13 protein-coding genes are annotated in these 16,037 nt (G+C 70.8%); 2 read left to right on the top strand and 11 right to left on the bottom strand.

Annotated elements, in window-relative coordinates; all coding sequences use genetic code 11:
* Window positions 1–7 precede the first annotated feature (7 nt).
* From PWF70_RS11605 to PWF70_RS11555, 11 genes are all read right to left on the bottom strand, one after another.
* Window positions 8–1,654 carry an ABC1 kinase family protein gene (locus PWF70_RS11605; protein WP_058253887.1) on the bottom strand — a complete coding sequence of 549 codons (1,647 nt, stop codon included), beginning with the start codon at window positions 1,652–1,654 and terminating at the stop codon, window positions 8–10.
* Entirely contained in the window at window positions 1,654–4,860 is a 3,207-nt protein-coding gene (locus PWF70_RS11600) for an HAD-IA family hydrolase (RefSeq protein ID WP_042378551.1), read from the bottom strand. Before PWF70_RS11600 ends, PWF70_RS11605 begins: the two co-directional genes overlap by 1 nt.
* A 19-nt stretch (window positions 4,861–4,879) precedes the next feature.
* Window positions 4,880–7,474 carry a heavy metal translocating P-type ATPase gene (locus tag PWF70_RS11595; protein ID WP_058253888.1) on the bottom strand — a complete coding sequence of 865 codons (2,595 nt, stop codon included), beginning with the start codon at window positions 7,472–7,474 and terminating at the stop codon, window positions 4,880–4,882.
* Entirely contained in the window at window positions 7,471–9,924 is a 2,454-nt protein-coding gene (locus PWF70_RS11590) for a phosphoketolase family protein (RefSeq protein WP_042378557.1), read from the bottom strand. Before PWF70_RS11590 ends, PWF70_RS11595 begins: the two co-directional genes overlap by 4 nt.
* A gap of 58 nt (window positions 9,925–9,982) precedes the next feature.
* Complete coding sequence (locus PWF70_RS11585; protein ID WP_042378558.1) at window positions 9,983–10,210, bottom strand: hypothetical protein; 228 nt, start codon at window positions 10,208–10,210, stop codon at window positions 9,983–9,985.
* A 105-nt stretch (window positions 10,211–10,315) separates the two neighbouring features.
* Window positions 10,316–10,807, bottom strand: coding sequence for a DUF6153 family protein (locus PWF70_RS11580; protein ID WP_042378561.1), 492 nt, complete (start codon window positions 10,805–10,807; stop codon window positions 10,316–10,318).
* A gap of 154 nt (window positions 10,808–10,961) precedes the next feature.
* Window positions 10,962–11,543, bottom strand: a complete 582-nt coding sequence (locus PWF70_RS11575; protein ID WP_042378563.1) for a hypothetical protein — start codon at window positions 11,541–11,543, stop codon at window positions 10,962–10,964.
* 29 nt (window positions 11,544–11,572) lie between these two features.
* Complete coding sequence (locus PWF70_RS11570; RefSeq protein ID WP_042378564.1) at window positions 11,573–11,833, bottom strand: YHS domain-containing protein; 261 nt, start codon at window positions 11,831–11,833, stop codon at window positions 11,573–11,575.
* Window positions 11,834–11,854: 21 nt separating this feature from the next.
* Entirely contained in the window at window positions 11,855–14,134 is a 2,280-nt protein-coding gene (locus tag PWF70_RS11565) for a heavy metal translocating P-type ATPase (RefSeq protein ID WP_182155292.1), read from the bottom strand.
* Window positions 14,131–14,484: a heavy-metal-associated domain-containing protein gene (locus tag PWF70_RS11560; RefSeq protein ID WP_021010665.1), complete on the bottom strand. Its 354-nt coding sequence runs from the start codon at window positions 14,482–14,484 to the stop codon at window positions 14,131–14,133. The genes PWF70_RS11565 and PWF70_RS11560 overlap by 4 nt, the downstream gene beginning before the upstream one ends.
* 46 nt (window positions 14,485–14,530) lie before the next feature.
* Window positions 14,531–14,815, bottom strand: a complete 285-nt coding sequence (locus PWF70_RS11555; protein WP_042378567.1) for a metal-sensitive transcriptional regulator — start codon at window positions 14,813–14,815, stop codon at window positions 14,531–14,533.
* A gap of 95 nt (window positions 14,816–14,910) precedes the next feature.
* Between PWF70_RS11555 and PWF70_RS11550 the strand changes: the two genes are divergently transcribed.
* Together PWF70_RS11550 and PWF70_RS11545 are read left to right on the top strand one after the other, a co-directional pair.
* The gene (locus tag PWF70_RS11550; RefSeq protein ID WP_042378569.1) at window positions 14,911–15,432 is read left to right on the top strand and encodes an AAA family ATPase; all 522 of its coding nucleotides are present in this window, start codon (window positions 14,911–14,913) and stop codon (window positions 15,430–15,432) included.
* Window positions 15,433–15,545: 113 nt separating this feature from the next.
* Window positions 15,546–16,037: a hypothetical protein gene (locus PWF70_RS11545; RefSeq protein WP_081790172.1), complete on the top strand. Its 492-nt coding sequence runs from the start codon at window positions 15,546–15,548 to the stop codon at window positions 16,035–16,037.

Below are 16,037 nucleotides of genomic sequence, written 5' to 3'. Positions count from 1 at the left end.
GCGGCGGTCATCGCCGTCGCCGCGTGGTCCAGAGCAGGTAGCCGCCCAGTGCGGTGACCACGCTCGCGCCGGCGCCGATCATGACGCCTTCCCGCGAGCGCCATCTCGTGTTCCCGCTGACGAGTTCGCCGATGCCGTTGATCAGGGCGGCGGTGATCATGCCGGCGATCAGGCGATTGCCGATCCGCTCAGCCCGTCCCACGAGCGGTTCCAGTTCGGCCGCGCGCAGGTGCACCTCGAGGCCGCCGTTCTCCAGCACCCGCCGGAGCTGCTTGAGTGTTCCGGGCAGCTCGAGCAGCAGTGCTCCGGCATCCGCGGATGCCTGTGCCCAGCGTTTCGCCAGGGCGGGGAGGGAGAACTGTCGCTGCACGATCCGCTCCGAGAAGGGGGTGAGCGCCTGCAGCATCTCGAACTCGGGGTCGAGCCGTGCCGCCAGTGCCTCGCCCATCATCAGGACCTTGAACAGCAGAGCGATCTGCTGCGGCAGCTGGAGGTGGTGGTGTCGCAGCAGGGCGAGCAGCTCTCCGAGCAGGTGGCTGAGGTTAATGTCGGACAGGGGGCGTCCGAGATACCGCGACACGAAGACGTCCAGGGAGCGGCCTAGCTCGCCGCGGTCGGAGGTGTTCTTGGTGATCGAGAGCGCGAGCAGGGCGGTGGCGAGCGCGTTGGAGTCTCCGCGGGTGAAGGCGAGCAGCACGTCGGAGAGCTGCTCGGTGACCTCTTCGTCGAGTTGGCCGACCATGCCGAAGTCGATGAGGGCGATGGATCCGTCGGTTTGGATGAACAGGTTGCCCGGGTGCGGGTCGGCGTGGAAGAAGCGGTTCTCGAACACCATGGTGAGGATGAGGTCTGCGCCTCGCCTGGCCAGCTGGTTCCGGTCGATGCCGGCCGCGTCCAGGGCGGGCAGGTCGTCGACTCGGATGCCGTGCATCCGTTCCAGGGTCAGCACGCGTGACGTGGTCGTCTCCCAGAACACCTGGGGGACGGCGACGTCGGGTGAGTCGGCGAAGTCGGCGGCGAACCGCTCCGCGTTCCGGCCCTCCTGCAGATAGTCGAGCTCGGCGCGCAGCGTGCGGGAGAACTCCTCGACGATGCCCGGCAGGTTGTACTGGCGGGCGGCATCCCACCGCTTGTCGGCGCGCTCGGCGAGGTTCTGCAGGATCTCCAGGTCTTCGTGGATCTGGGCGACCGCGCCGGGTCGGCGGACCTTCACGACGACCTGGGTGCCGTCGTGAAGGGTCGCAGCGTATGCCTGCCCGATCGACGCGGCGGCCAGCGGTTGCGGGTCGAACTGTGCGAAGAGCTGTTCGGGGTCCGCGCCGAGCTCCTCGCGGATCACCGCCTTCATCGGCTCCCAGGCCTCGGGCGGCGCGGCGTCCTGAAGCTTGACCAACTCGGCGAGGTAAGCGGCGGGCAGCAGGTCGTTGCGGGTGGACAGCAGCTGGCCGAGTTTGATGAAGGTCGGTCCGAGCTCCTCGAGGGCGAGTCGGAGGTGTTCCGGACTGGTGTAGGGCTCGTCCCGGCGCGCATGCCCGAGAACGCCTTTGTTGAAGGGAATCCACTTCTCCAGCCCGAGCAGCCCGAGGCCGAGCCCGAGTCCGTGGTGCTCGAGGATAGTGGCGATGCGCCGATACCGGCTCCGATGCGTGCTCATCAGTCGAGGCCTCCTTCGCGGTTGGTCGCGTCGCGGGCCGAGGTGCCCGGGCCGATCGCGAACGTCTTGGTCTGTCCGGCCGAGAGCGGCACGGCGACCGCGCCGACGCGCACGTGGATCGCGGGTGCTGAGCCGGCGTGCACGCGAAGCTCCAGGCTGCGGTCACGGAGCATCACGTCGACGAGGTGGCCGCGGTATCGGATCTGGAACCCGACCCGGGTGAGGTTCGGCGGCAGTCGGGGGGCGAAGACGAGCTCGTCGTCACCGAGGGCCATGCCGGCGAAGGAGCGGACGGGCAGGTCGATGGTGCCGGCCATCGCGCCGAGGTGGATCCCTTCGCGGGTGGTGCCGCCCTGGGAGTCGTCGAGATCGGCGGTCAGCGCCTCGCGGAACGCGATCCAGGAGCGGGACGGGTCGATGCCGGCCAGGACGGAGGCGTTCACGACTCGGCTGAGCGTCGACCCGTTGGCGGTGCGCGCGAGGTAGTACTCGACCGTGCGGGTCAGGTCCTGCTCGGAGAACGGGTAGCCGAGCGTGGCGAGTTGCGCCCGGAGCCCGTCGTGACCGAGCAGGTAGACCAGCATGACGACGTCGGGCTGCTTGGCGAGCTTGTACCGGTTGGTGCTGTCGTTCTCGGACTCGAGGATGAGATCGAGCCGGCCGATGTTCCCGTACTCCTCGCGGTAGTGGTCCCAGTCCAGCTCCTGCAGGCTCTCGTAGCCGTCGAACTGGGTGAGGATGCCGTCGCGGTGGAACCCCACCGCCAGTCGTGTGCTGAGCCGGGCCCATCCCGCGATCTCCTCGTCGGTGACGCGGAGCCGGTCGCGGAGGCCCTCGCCGCGGTGCCCGTGGAGCAGGGCGAGTGTCCGGGCCGCTCGCGTGGCGACCCACGAGGCGAGGACGTTGGTGTACGTGTTGTCGCGCAGGCCGCTGCCGGGAGCGTCCGGGGCGCCGTCGTGGAACTCGTCGGGTCCCATCACCCCGGCGATGTGGAAGCGGTCGGTGGCAGTGTCGTGCTCGGCGAGCGAGGCGAACAGGCGGGCGACCTCGATGATGAGCTCGCCGCCGCGTTCGGCGAGCCACTCGAGGTCGCCGGTGGCCTGGTAGTGCTGCCAGGCGTTGTAGGCGATGGCGAGGCCGACGTGGCGTTGACGGTGGGAGTTGTCCGGCATCCACCGACCGGAGCGCGGGTTGTAGAGCGCCTCGGGCGTCTCCTCGCGACCGTCGCTGCCGCTCTGCCAGGGGAAGAGGGCTCCGCGGAGTCCGGCGGCGGTCGCCGCGGCGCGGGCGGCGTCCAGTCGCCGCCAGCGGTAGTCGATCAGCGCCCGGCTGATCTCGGGCGTGCGCAGAGCGATCACGGGCAGGACGAACACCTCGTCCCAGAAGACGTGCCCCCGATACCCCTCGCCGTGCAGGCCGCGGGCGGGCACCCCGGCGTCGAGCTCGACGGTGTGCGGCGAGAGGGTCTGGAGCAGGTGGAAGACGTGCAGGTTCAGGATGAGTCGGCTGTGCGTGTCGGCGTCCAGGGTGACCGCGAAGCGTTCCCAGAGTCGCCGCCACGCCGCCGCGTGGCGTTCCCGCAGCGCCTCGACGTCGCCACCGCGTTCGGTGAGCAGGGTCAGGGCGGCACCACCCGGCTCGCTGATGGCCCGATCGTGGGAGGTGTAGATCGCGGCCGTCTTGGTGAGGGTGACCGGTCGACCCTGCTCCAGAGGGATGCGCAGCTCCCGGGTGTGCTGCGATGGCGTGTCGATGCGGTGATCGGTCGCGCTGTCGGTTCCGGTGAGGGTCGAGCGGACGGCGGTGGCGATGTGGACCCGGCTCTGCCGGGTCCACACCTCGCAGAGGGTGGTGTCGCCGACCTGGCGGAAAGTCGGCTGCGTGAGGTGGGTGGCGTCCGATCCGAGATACGCGGCCACGTTGCTGTTGCGCACCCCGGCGTCGATCCCGGCGCGGAGGGTGACCGTGCCGCTCCAGTCGGGGGCGGTGAGCGTGGTTTCCAGCACGGCCAGGTGAGGCTCGTCCAGGGAGGTGAACGTCGTCTGCACGAAGTCGAGTCGATCCCCGTTCGGACCGGTGAGGACCGCGCGGCGGACGACCAGGCCGCGGCGCAGGTCGAGCTCGCGTCGTTCGCTGTGCGTCACGACCTGGCCGGTGGACAGCCACGGCCCGTCTCCGAGGCGGAGGTCCACCGGAAGCCAGTTGGGAGTGTTGACGAGATGCTCCTCCTCGAGCTCGCGCCCGTGGATGGTGCTCGCCAGCCGGTTGTACACGCCGGCGAGGTAGGTGCCGGGATAGTGGATGCCGTCGTCGTGGTGCTCGGGCCGGGCGCCCCGGGTGGCCAGGTAGCCGTTGCCCAGCGCGGTGAGCGCCTCCCGGTGCCCTTCGTGCGCGGGGTCGAAGCCGTCGTAGACCAGCTGCCACGGATCCGTGGTGGAGACGCCCAGGTCGAGCTCGGCGACATCGGCCAGGACGAGGTCGGCGCCCGCGGCCTCGAGCTGCTCCCGCGCTCCGGCGCGGTCGATGCCGACGACGAAGCCGAAGCCTCCGCGCCTCCCGGCCGCCACGCCGGCGACCGAGTCCTCGACGACCGCGGTGCGGGCCGCAGCGACACCCAGTCGCCGGGCTGCCTCGACGAACATGGCGGGATCCGGCTTGCCTTTCAGGTGATGCGAGAGCGCGATCCGGCCGTCCACCACGGTGTCGAAGCAGCCGGCCAGTCCTGCGGCGGCGAGCATCTGGTGCGCGTTCCGGCTCGCGGTGACCAGCCCGACCGGAACGGCCGCGCCCCGCAGGCGATGCAGCAGCGCCACGGTGCCCGGATAGACGCGCAGCCCGCGGGTGCCCAGCTCCGCCAGGAACAGCTCGTTCTTGCGCGCCGCGAGCCCCTCGATCGTCCACGCCGTTGGTGGGTCGTCGGGATCTCCGGCGTCCAGGGCGATCCCACGGGCCGTCAGGTACGCCGATACCCCGTCCTCGCGGGTTCGCCCATCCACATAGCGGCGGTAGTCGGCGACCGGGTCGAAGGTCGTCTCGGGGTCGTCCACCTGCACACGCGGGTCTCGCAGCACCTCGTCGAACAGCTGCTTCCACGCGGCGGCATGGATCGCGGCGGTGTTCGTGACCACGCCGTCCATGTCGAACAGCACCGCGTCGTAGACGGCATCGAGGTGGTGAGTCCCGCGCTCTGCCGACCGCGGAGTCATCGCGGCGCCTCGCGTCCGGTCATGAGGCGCCGCCGGGCGTCGACGCCGGGGCGAGGCTGCTCGCCTCTGCCGGGGCCGCGGGGGCCTGGTGCGCGGGCAGCCGGAGCCGCTTGAGCAGGAGCGCGTTGACGGCGACGATCACGCTGGAGCCGGACATGCTGATGGCGGCGATCTCCGGGGAGAGCATGATCCCGAACGCGGGGTAGAACACGCCGGCGGCGATCGGCAGCGCGATCGCGTTGTAGCCGATGGCCCAGCCGAGGTTCTGCCGCATCTTCCGCAGCGTGCCCTTCCCGATCTTCAGCGCGATCGCCACGTCCAGCGGGTCGGAGCGCATCAGGACGACATCGGCGGTCTCGATGGCGACGTCGGTGCCGGCGCCGATCGCGATGCCGAGGTCCGCCTGGGCGAGGGCGGGGGCGTCGTTGACGCCGTCGCCGACCATCGCGACCTTCTTGCCGGATGCCTGGAGCTCGGCGATCTTGGCGGACTTGTCCTCGGGGAGCACGTCGGCGATCACGGTGTCGATGCCCAGCAGCGAGGCGATGCGCTCGGCGGTGGGCTTGTTGTCGCCCGTGAGCATCGCCACCTCGATGCCCTGCTCGTGGAGTGCGTCGATCGCGGCTTTCGCGGTGTCGCGGGGGGCGTCGGCGAGGGCGATCACGCCGGCGATCTGCCCGTCGACGGCGAACATGATCGCGGTGCGGCCGCCGTCCGCGAGGGCCTGCTGCTGCGAGACGACCGGGCCGGTGTCGATGCCCTGCGCGGCCATCAGCCGGGCGTTGCCGAGCACCACCTGCTTCCCGTTCACGGTGGCGATCGCGCCCTGCCCGGTGACGTTGCGGAACGCGGACGCGGTGCGGCGCGGGATGTTCCGGCTGTCGGCGTAGGTGACGATCGCCTTGGCCAGCGGGTGCTCCGACTCCCGCTCGAGCGCGGCGGCGAGGGCGAGCAGCTCCAGGTCGTCCATGCCGATGGGGATGTAGTCGGTGACCTCCGGCTCGCCCTTGGTGAGCGTGCCGGTCTTGTCCAGCACGACGGTGTCGATGTGCGCGGCGGTCTCGATGCCGGTCGCGTTCTTGAACAGCACGCCGCGCTTGGCGCCCAGGCCCGTGCCGACCATGATCGCGGTCGGCGTGGCGAGCCCGAGGGCGTCGGGGCAGGTGATGACGACGACGGTGATCGCGAACAGGATCGCCATCGGCAGCTCCGCCCCGGCGAGGAACCACACCAGGAAGGTCAGGGTGCCGCCGACGAGGGCGAGCAGAACGAGCCAGAACGCGGCCCGGTCGGCGAGGCGCTGGCCGGGGGCCTTGGAGTTCTGCGCCTCCTGCACCAGCTTCACGATCTGCGCCAGCGCGGTGTCCGCGCCGACCTTCGTGGCACGCACCCGGAGCGTGCCGACGGTGTTCACGGTCGCCCCGATCACCTCCGAGCCGGGCGCCTTCTCGACCGGCATGGACTCGCCGGTGACCATCGACTCGTCGATCTCGGACTCGCCGTCCTCGACGACGCCGTCGGTGGGGACTTTCGCGCCGGGGCGGATGAGCATGAGGTCGCCGGGGACGACCTCGGAGGTGGGGATCTCGACCTCCTCTCCGTCGCGGAGGACGACCGCGCGGGCGGGCGCGAGCTCCAGCAGCCGGCGGATGGCGTCGTTCGCACCTCCCCGGGCGCGCATCTCGACCCAGTGGCCGAGCAGCACGAAGGTGGCCAGCACGGTAGCGGCTTCGTAGAACACCTCGCCGCCTCCGGTGAGGGTGATGACCAGGCTGTAGATCCAGCCGGCGCCGACACCGACCGCGACCAGCACCATCATGTCCAGGGTGCGGGCGCGCAGAGCCCGGTAGGCGCCGTCGAAGAAGATCCAGGCTGAGTAGAAGATCACCGGCAGCGACAGGATCAGCATGAACACGTCGTCGCGCAGCCCGAACGGGGCCGGCACCTCGAAGCCGAGCACCTCCCGGCCGATCGGGGACCACAAGGTGATCGGGATCGACAGGATCAACGCGACCAGGAACCGGTTGCGCATGTCGCGGATCATCGCCGCCATCGACATGCCGCCGTGATGCCCGCCGTGGCCCATCACATCCTGCGCGCTGCGGCCGGCCGGCTGAGCCCCGTGATCGTGCCCACCCTCGGTGGCCGGAGCGTGACCGGCATGCTCACCGGCGTCCACTGCGGAGTGGTCAGCGTGGTCCGCTGCCGGGTGCGGGTGCTCGTGCCCCGCCGGGGTGTCATGACCGGTGGAGACCGCGCGTCCCTCGTGCTCGGCGTGCTCCTGATAGCCGTCGTGCGCGTCATGCTCGGCGTGGGCATCGTGCTCGGCGTGGTCGTGGTGGTCGGCGTGCTCGTGGGGTTCGTGGGCGGGGTCGCAGATGTGGTCCGGGACGGACTGCCCGGCGCAGTGGTAGCCGCATTCGATCACCCACTGCTGCAGGTGCGCGACCGAGGTGGTCTGCGGGTCGTAGGTGACGGTCGCGGTCTGGGAGACCGGGTTCGCGTCGACGGACAGGACGCCCGGCTGGCGGGCGAGGTGGGCTTCGGTGACGTTCTTGGAGGTCGCGCGGATCATGCCGCTGACCTGCAGGGTCACGGTCTTGGTGTCGGTCATCGGATTTCCTTCGCGGTGGAGGGGCGGTTCGGGTCGGTGTCGGGGTGGGGCCAGCGCCAGTCGGCGACGGCGGGGATGTCGGTGCCGTGCTCGCGGGTGTGGGCGCGGGCGCGCAGGCGGGCGTCGACGAGTTCCTGCCGCAGCTGCGCGTGGGTCGCGGCAAGGCCCGGGACGTGGTCGAGGACGTCGATCGCGAGCCGGTATCGGTCGAGGTCGTTGAGCATGACCATGTCGAACGGGGTCGTGGTGGTGCCCTTCTCCACGAAGCCGTGGACGTGCAGGTTCTGGTGCCCGGCGCGCTTGTAGGTGAGACGGTGGATCAGCCACGGGTAGCCGTGGTAGGCGAAGATCACCGGCTTGTCGGGGGTGAAGATCGCGTCGAACTCCCGGTCCGGCAGGCCGTGCGGGTGCTGGTCCTCGGATTGCAGACGGGTCAGGTCGACCACGTTCACGACCCGCACGGACAGGTCAGGGATGTGCTCGCGCAGCAACGCGGCCGCGGCGAGCACCTCGAGGGTGGGCACGTCGCCGGCGGCGGCGAGCACCACGTCCGGCTCGGCGCCCTCGGTCTCGGTGCCGGCCCAGGGCAGGATGCCCAGGCCCCGGGTGCAGTGCTCGATCGCCTCGTCCATGGTGAGCCACTGCGGGGCGGGCTGCTTTCCGGCGACGACGACGTTGATGTAGCCGGTGGAGCGCAGGCAGTGGTCGTAGGTGGACAGCAGCGTGTTCGCGTCGAACGGGAGGTAGACGCGGACGATGTCGGGGCTCTTGTTCAGGGCGAGGTCGATGAACCCGGGGTCCTGGTGGCTGAACCCGTTGTGGTCCTGCCGCCAGACGTGGCTGGAGAGCAGGTAGTTGAAGCTCGGCACCGGTTCCCGCCAGGGCACCTCGCTGGCGGCTTCGAGCCATTTGGCGTGCTGGTTGAACATCGAGTCGACGATGTGCGTGAACGCCTCGTAGCAGTTGAACAGGCCGTGCCGGCCGGTGAGGACGTACCCTTCGAGCCAGCCCTGGCACTGGTGCTCGCTGAGCACCTCCATCACCCGCCCGGTCGGCGCCAGATGCTCGTCCACCGGCAGCACGGTCGCGTTCCACTGCTTGCCGGTGGCCTCGAACACGGGCGGGGCGAGCCGGTTGGAGGCGGTCTCGTCGGGGCCGAAGATGCGGAAGTTGTCCGGGTTGTGCCGGATCACGTCGGCGAGCCATTCGCCGAGCATCCGGGTCGCCTCCGCCGTTCCCGTGCCTCGCGCCTCGGGGTCGACCGGGTGGGCGTGGTCGCGGAAGTCGCCCAGGCGCAGCGGGACGGTAAGCTGCCCGCCGTTCGCGACCGGGTTAGCGCTCATCCGCCGCGCTCCGGCCGGGGCGGCGGCGACCGTGGCGGGGAACGGGGCGCCGTCGGCGTCGAAGAGCTCGTCGGGCCGGTAGGAGGCCAGCCAGTCCTGGAGGAGCTGCAGGTGCTCGGGGGTGTCGCGGACCTCGGCGAGCGGCACCTGGTGGGACCGCCAGGTGCCCTCCACGGGGAGCCCGTCGATCACCGGCGGGCAGGTCCAGCCTTTCGGGCTGCGCAGCACAATCGCTGGCCACGCCGGCCGGCCTTCCAGGGTGCCGGCCGCCGCGGCGGTCTTGATGTCCGCGATCCGGTCCAGCACCTCGTCCAGCACGCCGGCGAACCGGGCGTGGGACTCCCGCGGGTCCTCGCCGTCGAAGCCGACGGTGACCACGAACGGCTCGTGGCCGTAGCCGCGCAGCAGCGCGACCAGCTCGTCCTCGGGGATGCGGGACAGCACCGTCGGGTTGGCGATCTTGTACCCGTTCAGGTGCAGGATCGGTAGCACCACCCCGTCCGCGGCTGGGTTGAGGAACTTGTTGCCGTGCCACGCGGTCGCCAGCGGCCCGGTCTCGGCCTCCCCGTCGCCGATCACGCACGCGACCAGCAGGTCCGGGTTGTCGAACGCGGCGCCGTAGGCGTGGACGAGGGAATAGCCGAGCTCGCCGCCCTCGTTGATCGACCCGGGCGTGTCCGGGGACGCGTGCGAGGGGATGCCGCCGGGGAAGGAGAACTGCCGGAACAGCGCCTTGAGCCCCTCCTCGGTGCGGTCGATCCGCGGGTACAGCTCCGTGTAGGTGCCGTCCAGGTAGGCGTTGGCGACCATGCCCGGCCCGCCGTGCCCCGGCCCGGTCACGTACAGGGTGTTCAGATCCCGGTCGGTGATCGCCCGGTTGAGGTGGGCGTACAGGAAGTTCAGGCCCGGGGTGGTGCCCCAGTGCCCCAGTAGTCGAGGCTTGATGTGCTCCGCGGTGAGCGGGTCGCGCAGCAGCGGGTTGTCGAGCAGGTAGATCTGCCCGATGCTCAGGTAGTTCGCCGCCCGCCACCACGCATCCACCTCCTCCAGTCGTTCCGGGGTGACGGCGGTGGTGCGGTATGCCCAGCGGGCCGGTGCGGTGCTCATGGTCGGTCTCCTCGAGGTTCGCGGCCGAAGCCGCCGAATGTGGTCATGGTGATAGTGGTCATTGTGCGGTCCCTGCCGGGAGGACGACGGTGGTCTCGGTGCCGTGGATCCAGACGATGCCGCGGTTGTCGACGAGCACGACCGCCCCATCTGCGTTCCCGAGCGCCTGGACGGTGCCCGTGGCGGCACCGACGCTGTCCCAGGATCCGTCGGTGGGGGCGCAGCCGGCGAGCACGAGCGCAGCGGCGAGCGCGCCGGTGCTCAGCGCGAGAATGCGGAAACGCACGGGTGGGTGTCCTTGTCTAGTCGGTCGAATGGTGAGTCGATTCCCGTGCCGTATGCGGGCACGGCGCAGCATCTCCCGGCACAGCGGTGACGGGAGGGCGGGGAATCAGGTTCGACTGATCGACAGGACGATGAGGGAAGGTGGTCGGGGGTGCGGTAACGCGGTGAGCACATTCCGCCCGTGCAGGCGCAGCAGGGCGAGGGCGGTGCGCAGGCGGGCCAGCAGCGCCGGGGCGAGCAGCGCGATGGTGGCGGCCAACAGCGCCAGCACGCACGCCATCATCAGCATCGAATGGTCCGGCATTCCGCCCGAGCCGTCGCAGTCGCCCTCACAGTGCCCGCCCGAAGCCTCGGGGCCTGTCCCGATGGTGTCCTCGAGCATGCTCCCGGTCGCGACGGTGCCGCCCAGGTCAGAGGCAGGCGCGGCATGGGCGGCTTCGGAGGCCGCTGCGGGGGTGTCGGCGTGCCCGCTGGTGAGCGTGCCGGTGAGGGTGTGCATGGCCAGCAGGCCGGCGATCAGCAGGAGCGCGGTCGCGAAGGTCAGCAGCAGCCGGTGCAGCCCGGATGGGGCGTGCACCAGGGTTCGGATGTGGTTCACCGCCGACCTCCTTCCCGCGTCCAGCGTACCCTGGTGTGCCTGGATCTCCACCGGCGCCGATCGGGCGCACGGCGGTCCTGCCCAGGCTGGTCGCCCGACCGATGCCTGGCCAGGGGCGATGGTCCCGGATGGGGACCGGTGCGCGGCAGCCGGCTCATCGGCGGCCCGTTCCGGCGCGGTGGGCCTTCTCCATCAGAGCCAGCAGCCCGAGGGTGTCGTCCTTGATCTGGGTGCGACCGACGACGGCCCAGTTGCGGGCGAGGTGATCGCGGAGGTAGTCGAGGATGTGCTCGAGCGGGACGGTGTGCCAGGAGCGGGACAGATTGGGGCGGGCGGTGTTGCCGAACGCGACCGTGCGGATCAGGTGGCCCTCCGGGGCGAGGACCTGCCCGGCCGTCAGCAGCTCCTGGACGAGCGCGGGCGCGTCGGCGGGGGTGCAGCAGCCGAACCGGGCGAACGCGGCCTCCAGCACCGCGGGGTCGCGCATCGCGGGGTTCAGCTTCGGGGCGCCCTCCTTGACCTCGCCGACGATCATGTCCGGCGCCCCGGGGCGGGCGCCGAGGGCCGGGTCGGGGTCGTCGCCGCGGATGTGGTGCAGTCGGATCGCGAGGATGTCCAGGTCGGTGACGGTGCGCGGCCCGTCCGGACCGGTCGCGTCCAGCACCGGGTACTCGGCGACGGTGAAGTACCCGTTCACCCGCAGGTAGGCCTGCACCAGCCCGACCGCTGTATCCATCCCGCGCCCCCTTTCCCTGCCGTCGTGGGTCAGGCGGCGTTGGCGTAGCGGGCGGGGTCGGCGTCAAACAGCGGCCCGCACTCGGGGCAGCAGAACCAGTACCGGGTGCCTTCGTAGTCGCGGAACAGGCCGCGCTTCTCGGCCCATGCCGGGTCAACCTGGTTGCCGGGCATGACCGGGCAGGTGACGAGGTTGGTCGCTCCGGCCGGGGGCTCGTGGTGATGATGCTCGTGGGACCCGTGATCGTGCGCGGCGGCGTCGTGGCCGGTGTGGTCGCGGTCGTGCGTCATGGCGGTCTCCTTGCGTGGGTGTCAGGCGTGGACGGGGGTGGTGTCGCGGCGGGGCGTCGGGACGGTGGGCGTCGGGGCGGGCAGGTGGCGGAAGCGGCGCAGTCGGAGGCTGTTGGTGACCACGAACACGCTGCTGAACGCCATCGCGGCGGCGGCGAGGATGGGGTTGAGCAGGGCGAGCATCGCGACCGGGATCGCGGCGACGTTGTACGCGAACGCCCAGAACAGGTTGCCCTTGATGGTGCCCAGGGTGCGGCGGGCGAGCCGGATCGCGTCCGGGACCAGGAGCAGGTCGCCGGAGACGATGGTCAGGTCCGCGGCGGTGATGGCCGCGTCGGTGCCGGTGCCCATCGCGATGCCGAGGTCCGCTTGGGCGAGGGCGGCGGCGTCGTTCACGCCGTCGCCCACCATCGCGACCACCCGTCCGGATGCCTGCAGCTCCCGGATGGTGTCGAGCTTGCCCTGCGGGGTGACTCCGGCGCGGACGTCCTCGATGCCGGCGTCGTCGGCGATGGTGCGGGCGGCGCCGGGGTTGTCGCCGGTGAGCAGGATCGGGGTCAGCCCGAGCCCGCGCAGTCGGGCGATCGCCTCACGGCTGGTGGGCTTGATGGTGTCGGCGACGCTGATCGCGCCGCGCGCCTGCCCGTCCCACGCCACCACGGTCACGGTCGCGCCCGCGGCCTCGTCGGCCGTGATCGTCGCGGCGAGCTCGTCGGGGATCGCGATCGCCCATTGCCCGGTGATCCAGGTGGCGCGGCCGGCGGCGACCATGCGGCCGTCGACGATGCCCTGCACGCCCTGCCCTGACTCGGCGGCGAACGACTCCACCGCATCCACCGGGCCATCCGCGGCGGCGGTGATCGCGCGGCCGATGGGGTGCTCAGAGCCGTGCTCGAGCGCCGCGGCGACCCGGATCAGCTCGGCTCGGTCGGCGCCGGGTGCGGGGTGGATGCCGGTGACGGTCATGGTGCCGGCGGTGATGGTGCCGGTCTTGTCGAGCACGACGGTGTCGATGCGGCGGGTCTGCTCGAGCACCTGGGGTCCGCGGATGAGGATGCCCAGCTGGGCGCCGCGGCCGGTGCCGACCAGCAGAGCGGTCGGCGTCGCCAGCCCCAGCGCGCACGGGCAGGCGATGATCAGTGTGGTCACCGCGGCGGTGAAGGCGACCTCCAAGGGCGCCCCCGCGATCAGCCACCCGGCGAACGCGATCAGGGCGAGAGCGATGACGATGGGGACGAAGACGGCCGACACCCGGTCGGCGAGGCGCTGCACCTGGGCCTTGCCGGTCTGCGCCTCCTCGACCAGCCGCGCCATCCGGGCCAGCTCGGTGTCGGCGCCGACGCGGGTGATCTGCACGAGCAGGCGCCCGCCGGTGTTCACGGTCGCGCCGACCACGCGGGAGCCGGGGGCGACTTCGACCGGCACGGACTCGCCGGTGAGCATCGACTCGTCCACCGCGGAGACGCCCTCGGTGACGAGGCCGTCGGCGGGGATCTTCTCACCCGGCCGCACCACCACGACATCACCCGGTACGAGCTGTGCGACGGGGATGCGCTGCTCGGCACCGGCCCGGAGGACCACGGCGTCCTTCGCGCCGAGCTCCAGCAGGGCGCGCAGGGCCTCCCCAGACTGCCGCTTCGCACGAACCTCGAGGTAACGGCCGAGGAGGATGAACACGGTCACCAGGGCGGCGACCTCCAGGTACACCTCATGACCGCCGGCCTGCGGGGTGCCGACGAAGGTGACGCTCATCCGCATTCCCGGCATCCCCGCACCGCCGAAGAACAGCGCGTACAGCGACCAGCCGAACGCGGCCAGCACCCCGACGCTGATCAGAGTGTCCATCGTCGCCGCCCCGTGCCGGGCATTGATCGCCGCGGCGCGGTGGAACGGCCACGCCCCCCACACCACCACCGGCGCGGCCAGGGTGAGCGTGAGCCACTGCCAGTAGGTGAACTGCAGGGCGGGGATCATCGACAGCACCGCGACCGGCACCGCCAGCACCGCCGAGACGATCAGCCGCTGCCGCAGCGACGCCAGCTCATCGTCCCGCGGGATGGTCTGCTCAGCCGTGTCGGGCACAGGCGGGGCTGGGAGGCTCGCTCCGTACCCCGCCTGCTCGACCGCCGCGATCAGCTCCTCCACCGGCACCGGGGCCTCCGAGTGCACGCGGGCCTTCTCGGTGGCGAAGTTGACCGTCGCCTCCACCCCGGGCAGCTTGTTCAGCTTCCGCTCGACCCGCGTCGCGCACGACGCGCAGGTCATCCCGGTGATGTCGAGATCGACGTCCAGCGTGCTCATGAGGCTGCGGCGAGGCTGTACCCGGCCTCCTCGACCGCCTCCCGCACCCGCTCCGCGTCCACCGGGGCGGTGCTGGACACGGTCACCGTGGACACGCCGCCGGCGTGCAGGTCGACCTCGACGCCGGAGACCCCGTCGATCGCGGAGACCTCCTCGGTGACGCTGCGCACGCAGTGCGAGCACGTCATCCCCTCCACCAGGAACTGCGCCGACACCTCGCCCGATGCCGGTTGCGCCGTCGCGGAGGCGGTGGTGTTGGCCGTGGCGGCGTGGGAGGTGGGGGCGCAACAGGCGCAGCCACCGCCGTTCGTCGCCTGCAGGCCGAGGTCCTGGAATCCTTGTCCGGTCATGTTGTGCTCCTTTCGTGAGCGTGTCGATGCGTGTGGTGTGAACGTTCTAGGAGCGGACCAGCCGCGCGATCGCGGCGTTCGCCTCGCGGAGCTTCTCCTCCGCGACCGGGCCGCCCTGCGCGGTCGCCTGCGCGACGCAATGCCCGAGATGGTGCTCCAGCAGCGTCAGCGCGACCGACTCCAGCGCCTTCGTCGCCGCCGAGACCTGGGTCAGGATGTCGATGCAGTACACGTCCTCGTCGACCATCCGCGCGATCCCGCGCACCTGCCCCTCCGCCCGACGCAACCGCGCCAGCAGCGCCTGCTTGTCATCCACGTATCCGTGTGCCATCTCAGCCACCTCCGACGTCGATCGTATACCCTCTAGCGGTATAAGGTACTTCGTGAAGAGGATATTCCCGGAGCGGGCAGAGCGAAAGGGCGAACGTGACCAACTGGTACGTCATCACCGGCGGGCCCAGCTCGGGCAAGACCACCACCGTGAACCTGCTGCGGGACCGCGGCTACACCACCACCATCGAGCATGCCCGGCACTATCTCGACCTGCAGCGCATCGCCGGCCGCACCGTCGAGGAGGTCCGGGCGAAGCAGCGGCAGTTCCAGCGCGGCGTCCTGGACATGCAGCTCGCGGAGGAAGCTGCCCTCGACCCGGACGCCACCGTGTTCCTCGACCGGGCGGTCCCCGACTCCCTCGCCTACTACCGCTTCCTCGACCTCGAGCCCGACCCCGCTCTGCTCACCGCGCTCGAGCACGTCGACTACCGCAAGACGTTCATCCTAGACCTGCTGCCCCTGGCCGCCGACTACGCCCGCACCGAGGACACCGCCGCCCAGCAGCGCATCCACGAACTGCTGACCCAGGTGTACGAAGCGCTGCCCTTCCCGGTCGTGCGGGTTCCGGTCCTCAGCGCCGAGGAGCGGGTGCAGTTCATCCTGGACCGGCTCTGACCGCTCTCGCCCGATCGGGGTGTCCTGTGCAACGCTTGGCGCCCAGGGCATATCTCACCGGCACAGGTCCAGGCGAGAACGCGCCCCACGGTCGAACAGGACGGATGTCTCGGATGCCCACTCAGGAACGTCTCCGGAAGGACCTGCTTGGCGGCGCTCTCACGACCGCGCTCGGCGTCTTCACCCTCGGGATCGGGGTCTACTTCCTGTTCCTTCGACCCTTCCTCCTGCCAGAAGACATCCGGCATACGGGTATCGACGCCGCCACGCTGCCAGTGGCATTCGTGGACTGGCTCGGGATCGTCTTCTCGACCTGGGGCGGCTTCATCGCGGGGTTCGGGATCGTGCTGCTGGGCATCGGCGCGACCCTGCTGTCCCGCCGCACGCTGTGGCTCTACCTCGGCACGGCGGCCGGGGTGCTCGTCGCCTTCGGCCGCTTCGTCATCAGCAACATCCTGATCGGCTCGGACTTCCTGTGGTTCATCGCGACCATGTTCGTGCTGGCACTGGTGCTCGCAACCGTCCTCGTCTTGAACGTCATCCGACGGCATCGGACGAACGAGACCGCCTCCTCCGACGTCGACGGAACCGCTAGGGCGTGTTGA

Source organism: Gordonia sp. Swx-4, from assembly GCF_030316175.1.
In the GTDB taxonomy this organism is placed as follows: Bacteria; Actinomycetota; Actinomycetes; order Mycobacteriales; family Mycobacteriaceae; genus Gordonia; species Gordonia alkanivorans.
This window is presented reverse-complemented; position numbering and strand designations above follow the sequence as displayed.

Excerpts from the sequence above, each read along its gene's own strand:
- PWF70_RS11605 (WP_058253887.1), bottom strand. The coding sequence starts at position 1,654 with ATGAGCACGCATCGGAGCCGGTATCGGCGCATCGCCACTATCCTCGAG.
- PWF70_RS11600 (WP_042378551.1), bottom strand. The coding sequence starts at position 4,860 with ATGACTCCGCGGTCGGCAGAGCGCGGGACTCACCACCTCGATGCCGTC.
- PWF70_RS11595 (WP_058253888.1), bottom strand. The coding sequence starts at position 7,474 with ATGACCGACACCAAGACCGTGACCCTGCAGGTCAGCGGCATGATCCGC.
- PWF70_RS11590 (WP_042378557.1), bottom strand. The coding sequence starts at position 9,924 with ATGAGCACCGCACCGGCCCGCTGGGCATACCGCACCACCGCCGTCACC.
- PWF70_RS11575 (WP_042378563.1), bottom strand. The coding sequence starts at position 11,543 with ATGGATACAGCGGTCGGGCTGGTGCAGGCCTACCTGCGGGTGAACGGG.
- PWF70_RS11570 (WP_042378564.1), bottom strand. The coding sequence starts at position 11,833 with ATGACGCACGACCGCGACCACACCGGCCACGACGCCGCCGCGCACGAT.
- PWF70_RS11565 (WP_182155292.1), bottom strand. The coding sequence starts at position 14,134 with ATGAGCACGCTGGACGTCGATCTCGACATCACCGGGATGACCTGCGCG.
- PWF70_RS11560 (WP_021010665.1), bottom strand. The coding sequence starts at position 14,484 with ATGACCGGACAAGGATTCCAGGACCTCGGCCTGCAGGCGACGAACGGC.
- PWF70_RS11555 (WP_042378567.1), bottom strand. The coding sequence starts at position 14,815 with ATGGCACACGGATACGTGGATGACAAGCAGGCGCTGCTGGCGCGGTTG.
- PWF70_RS11545 (WP_081790172.1), top strand. The coding sequence starts at position 15,546 with ATGCCCACTCAGGAACGTCTCCGGAAGGACCTGCTTGGCGGCGCTCTC.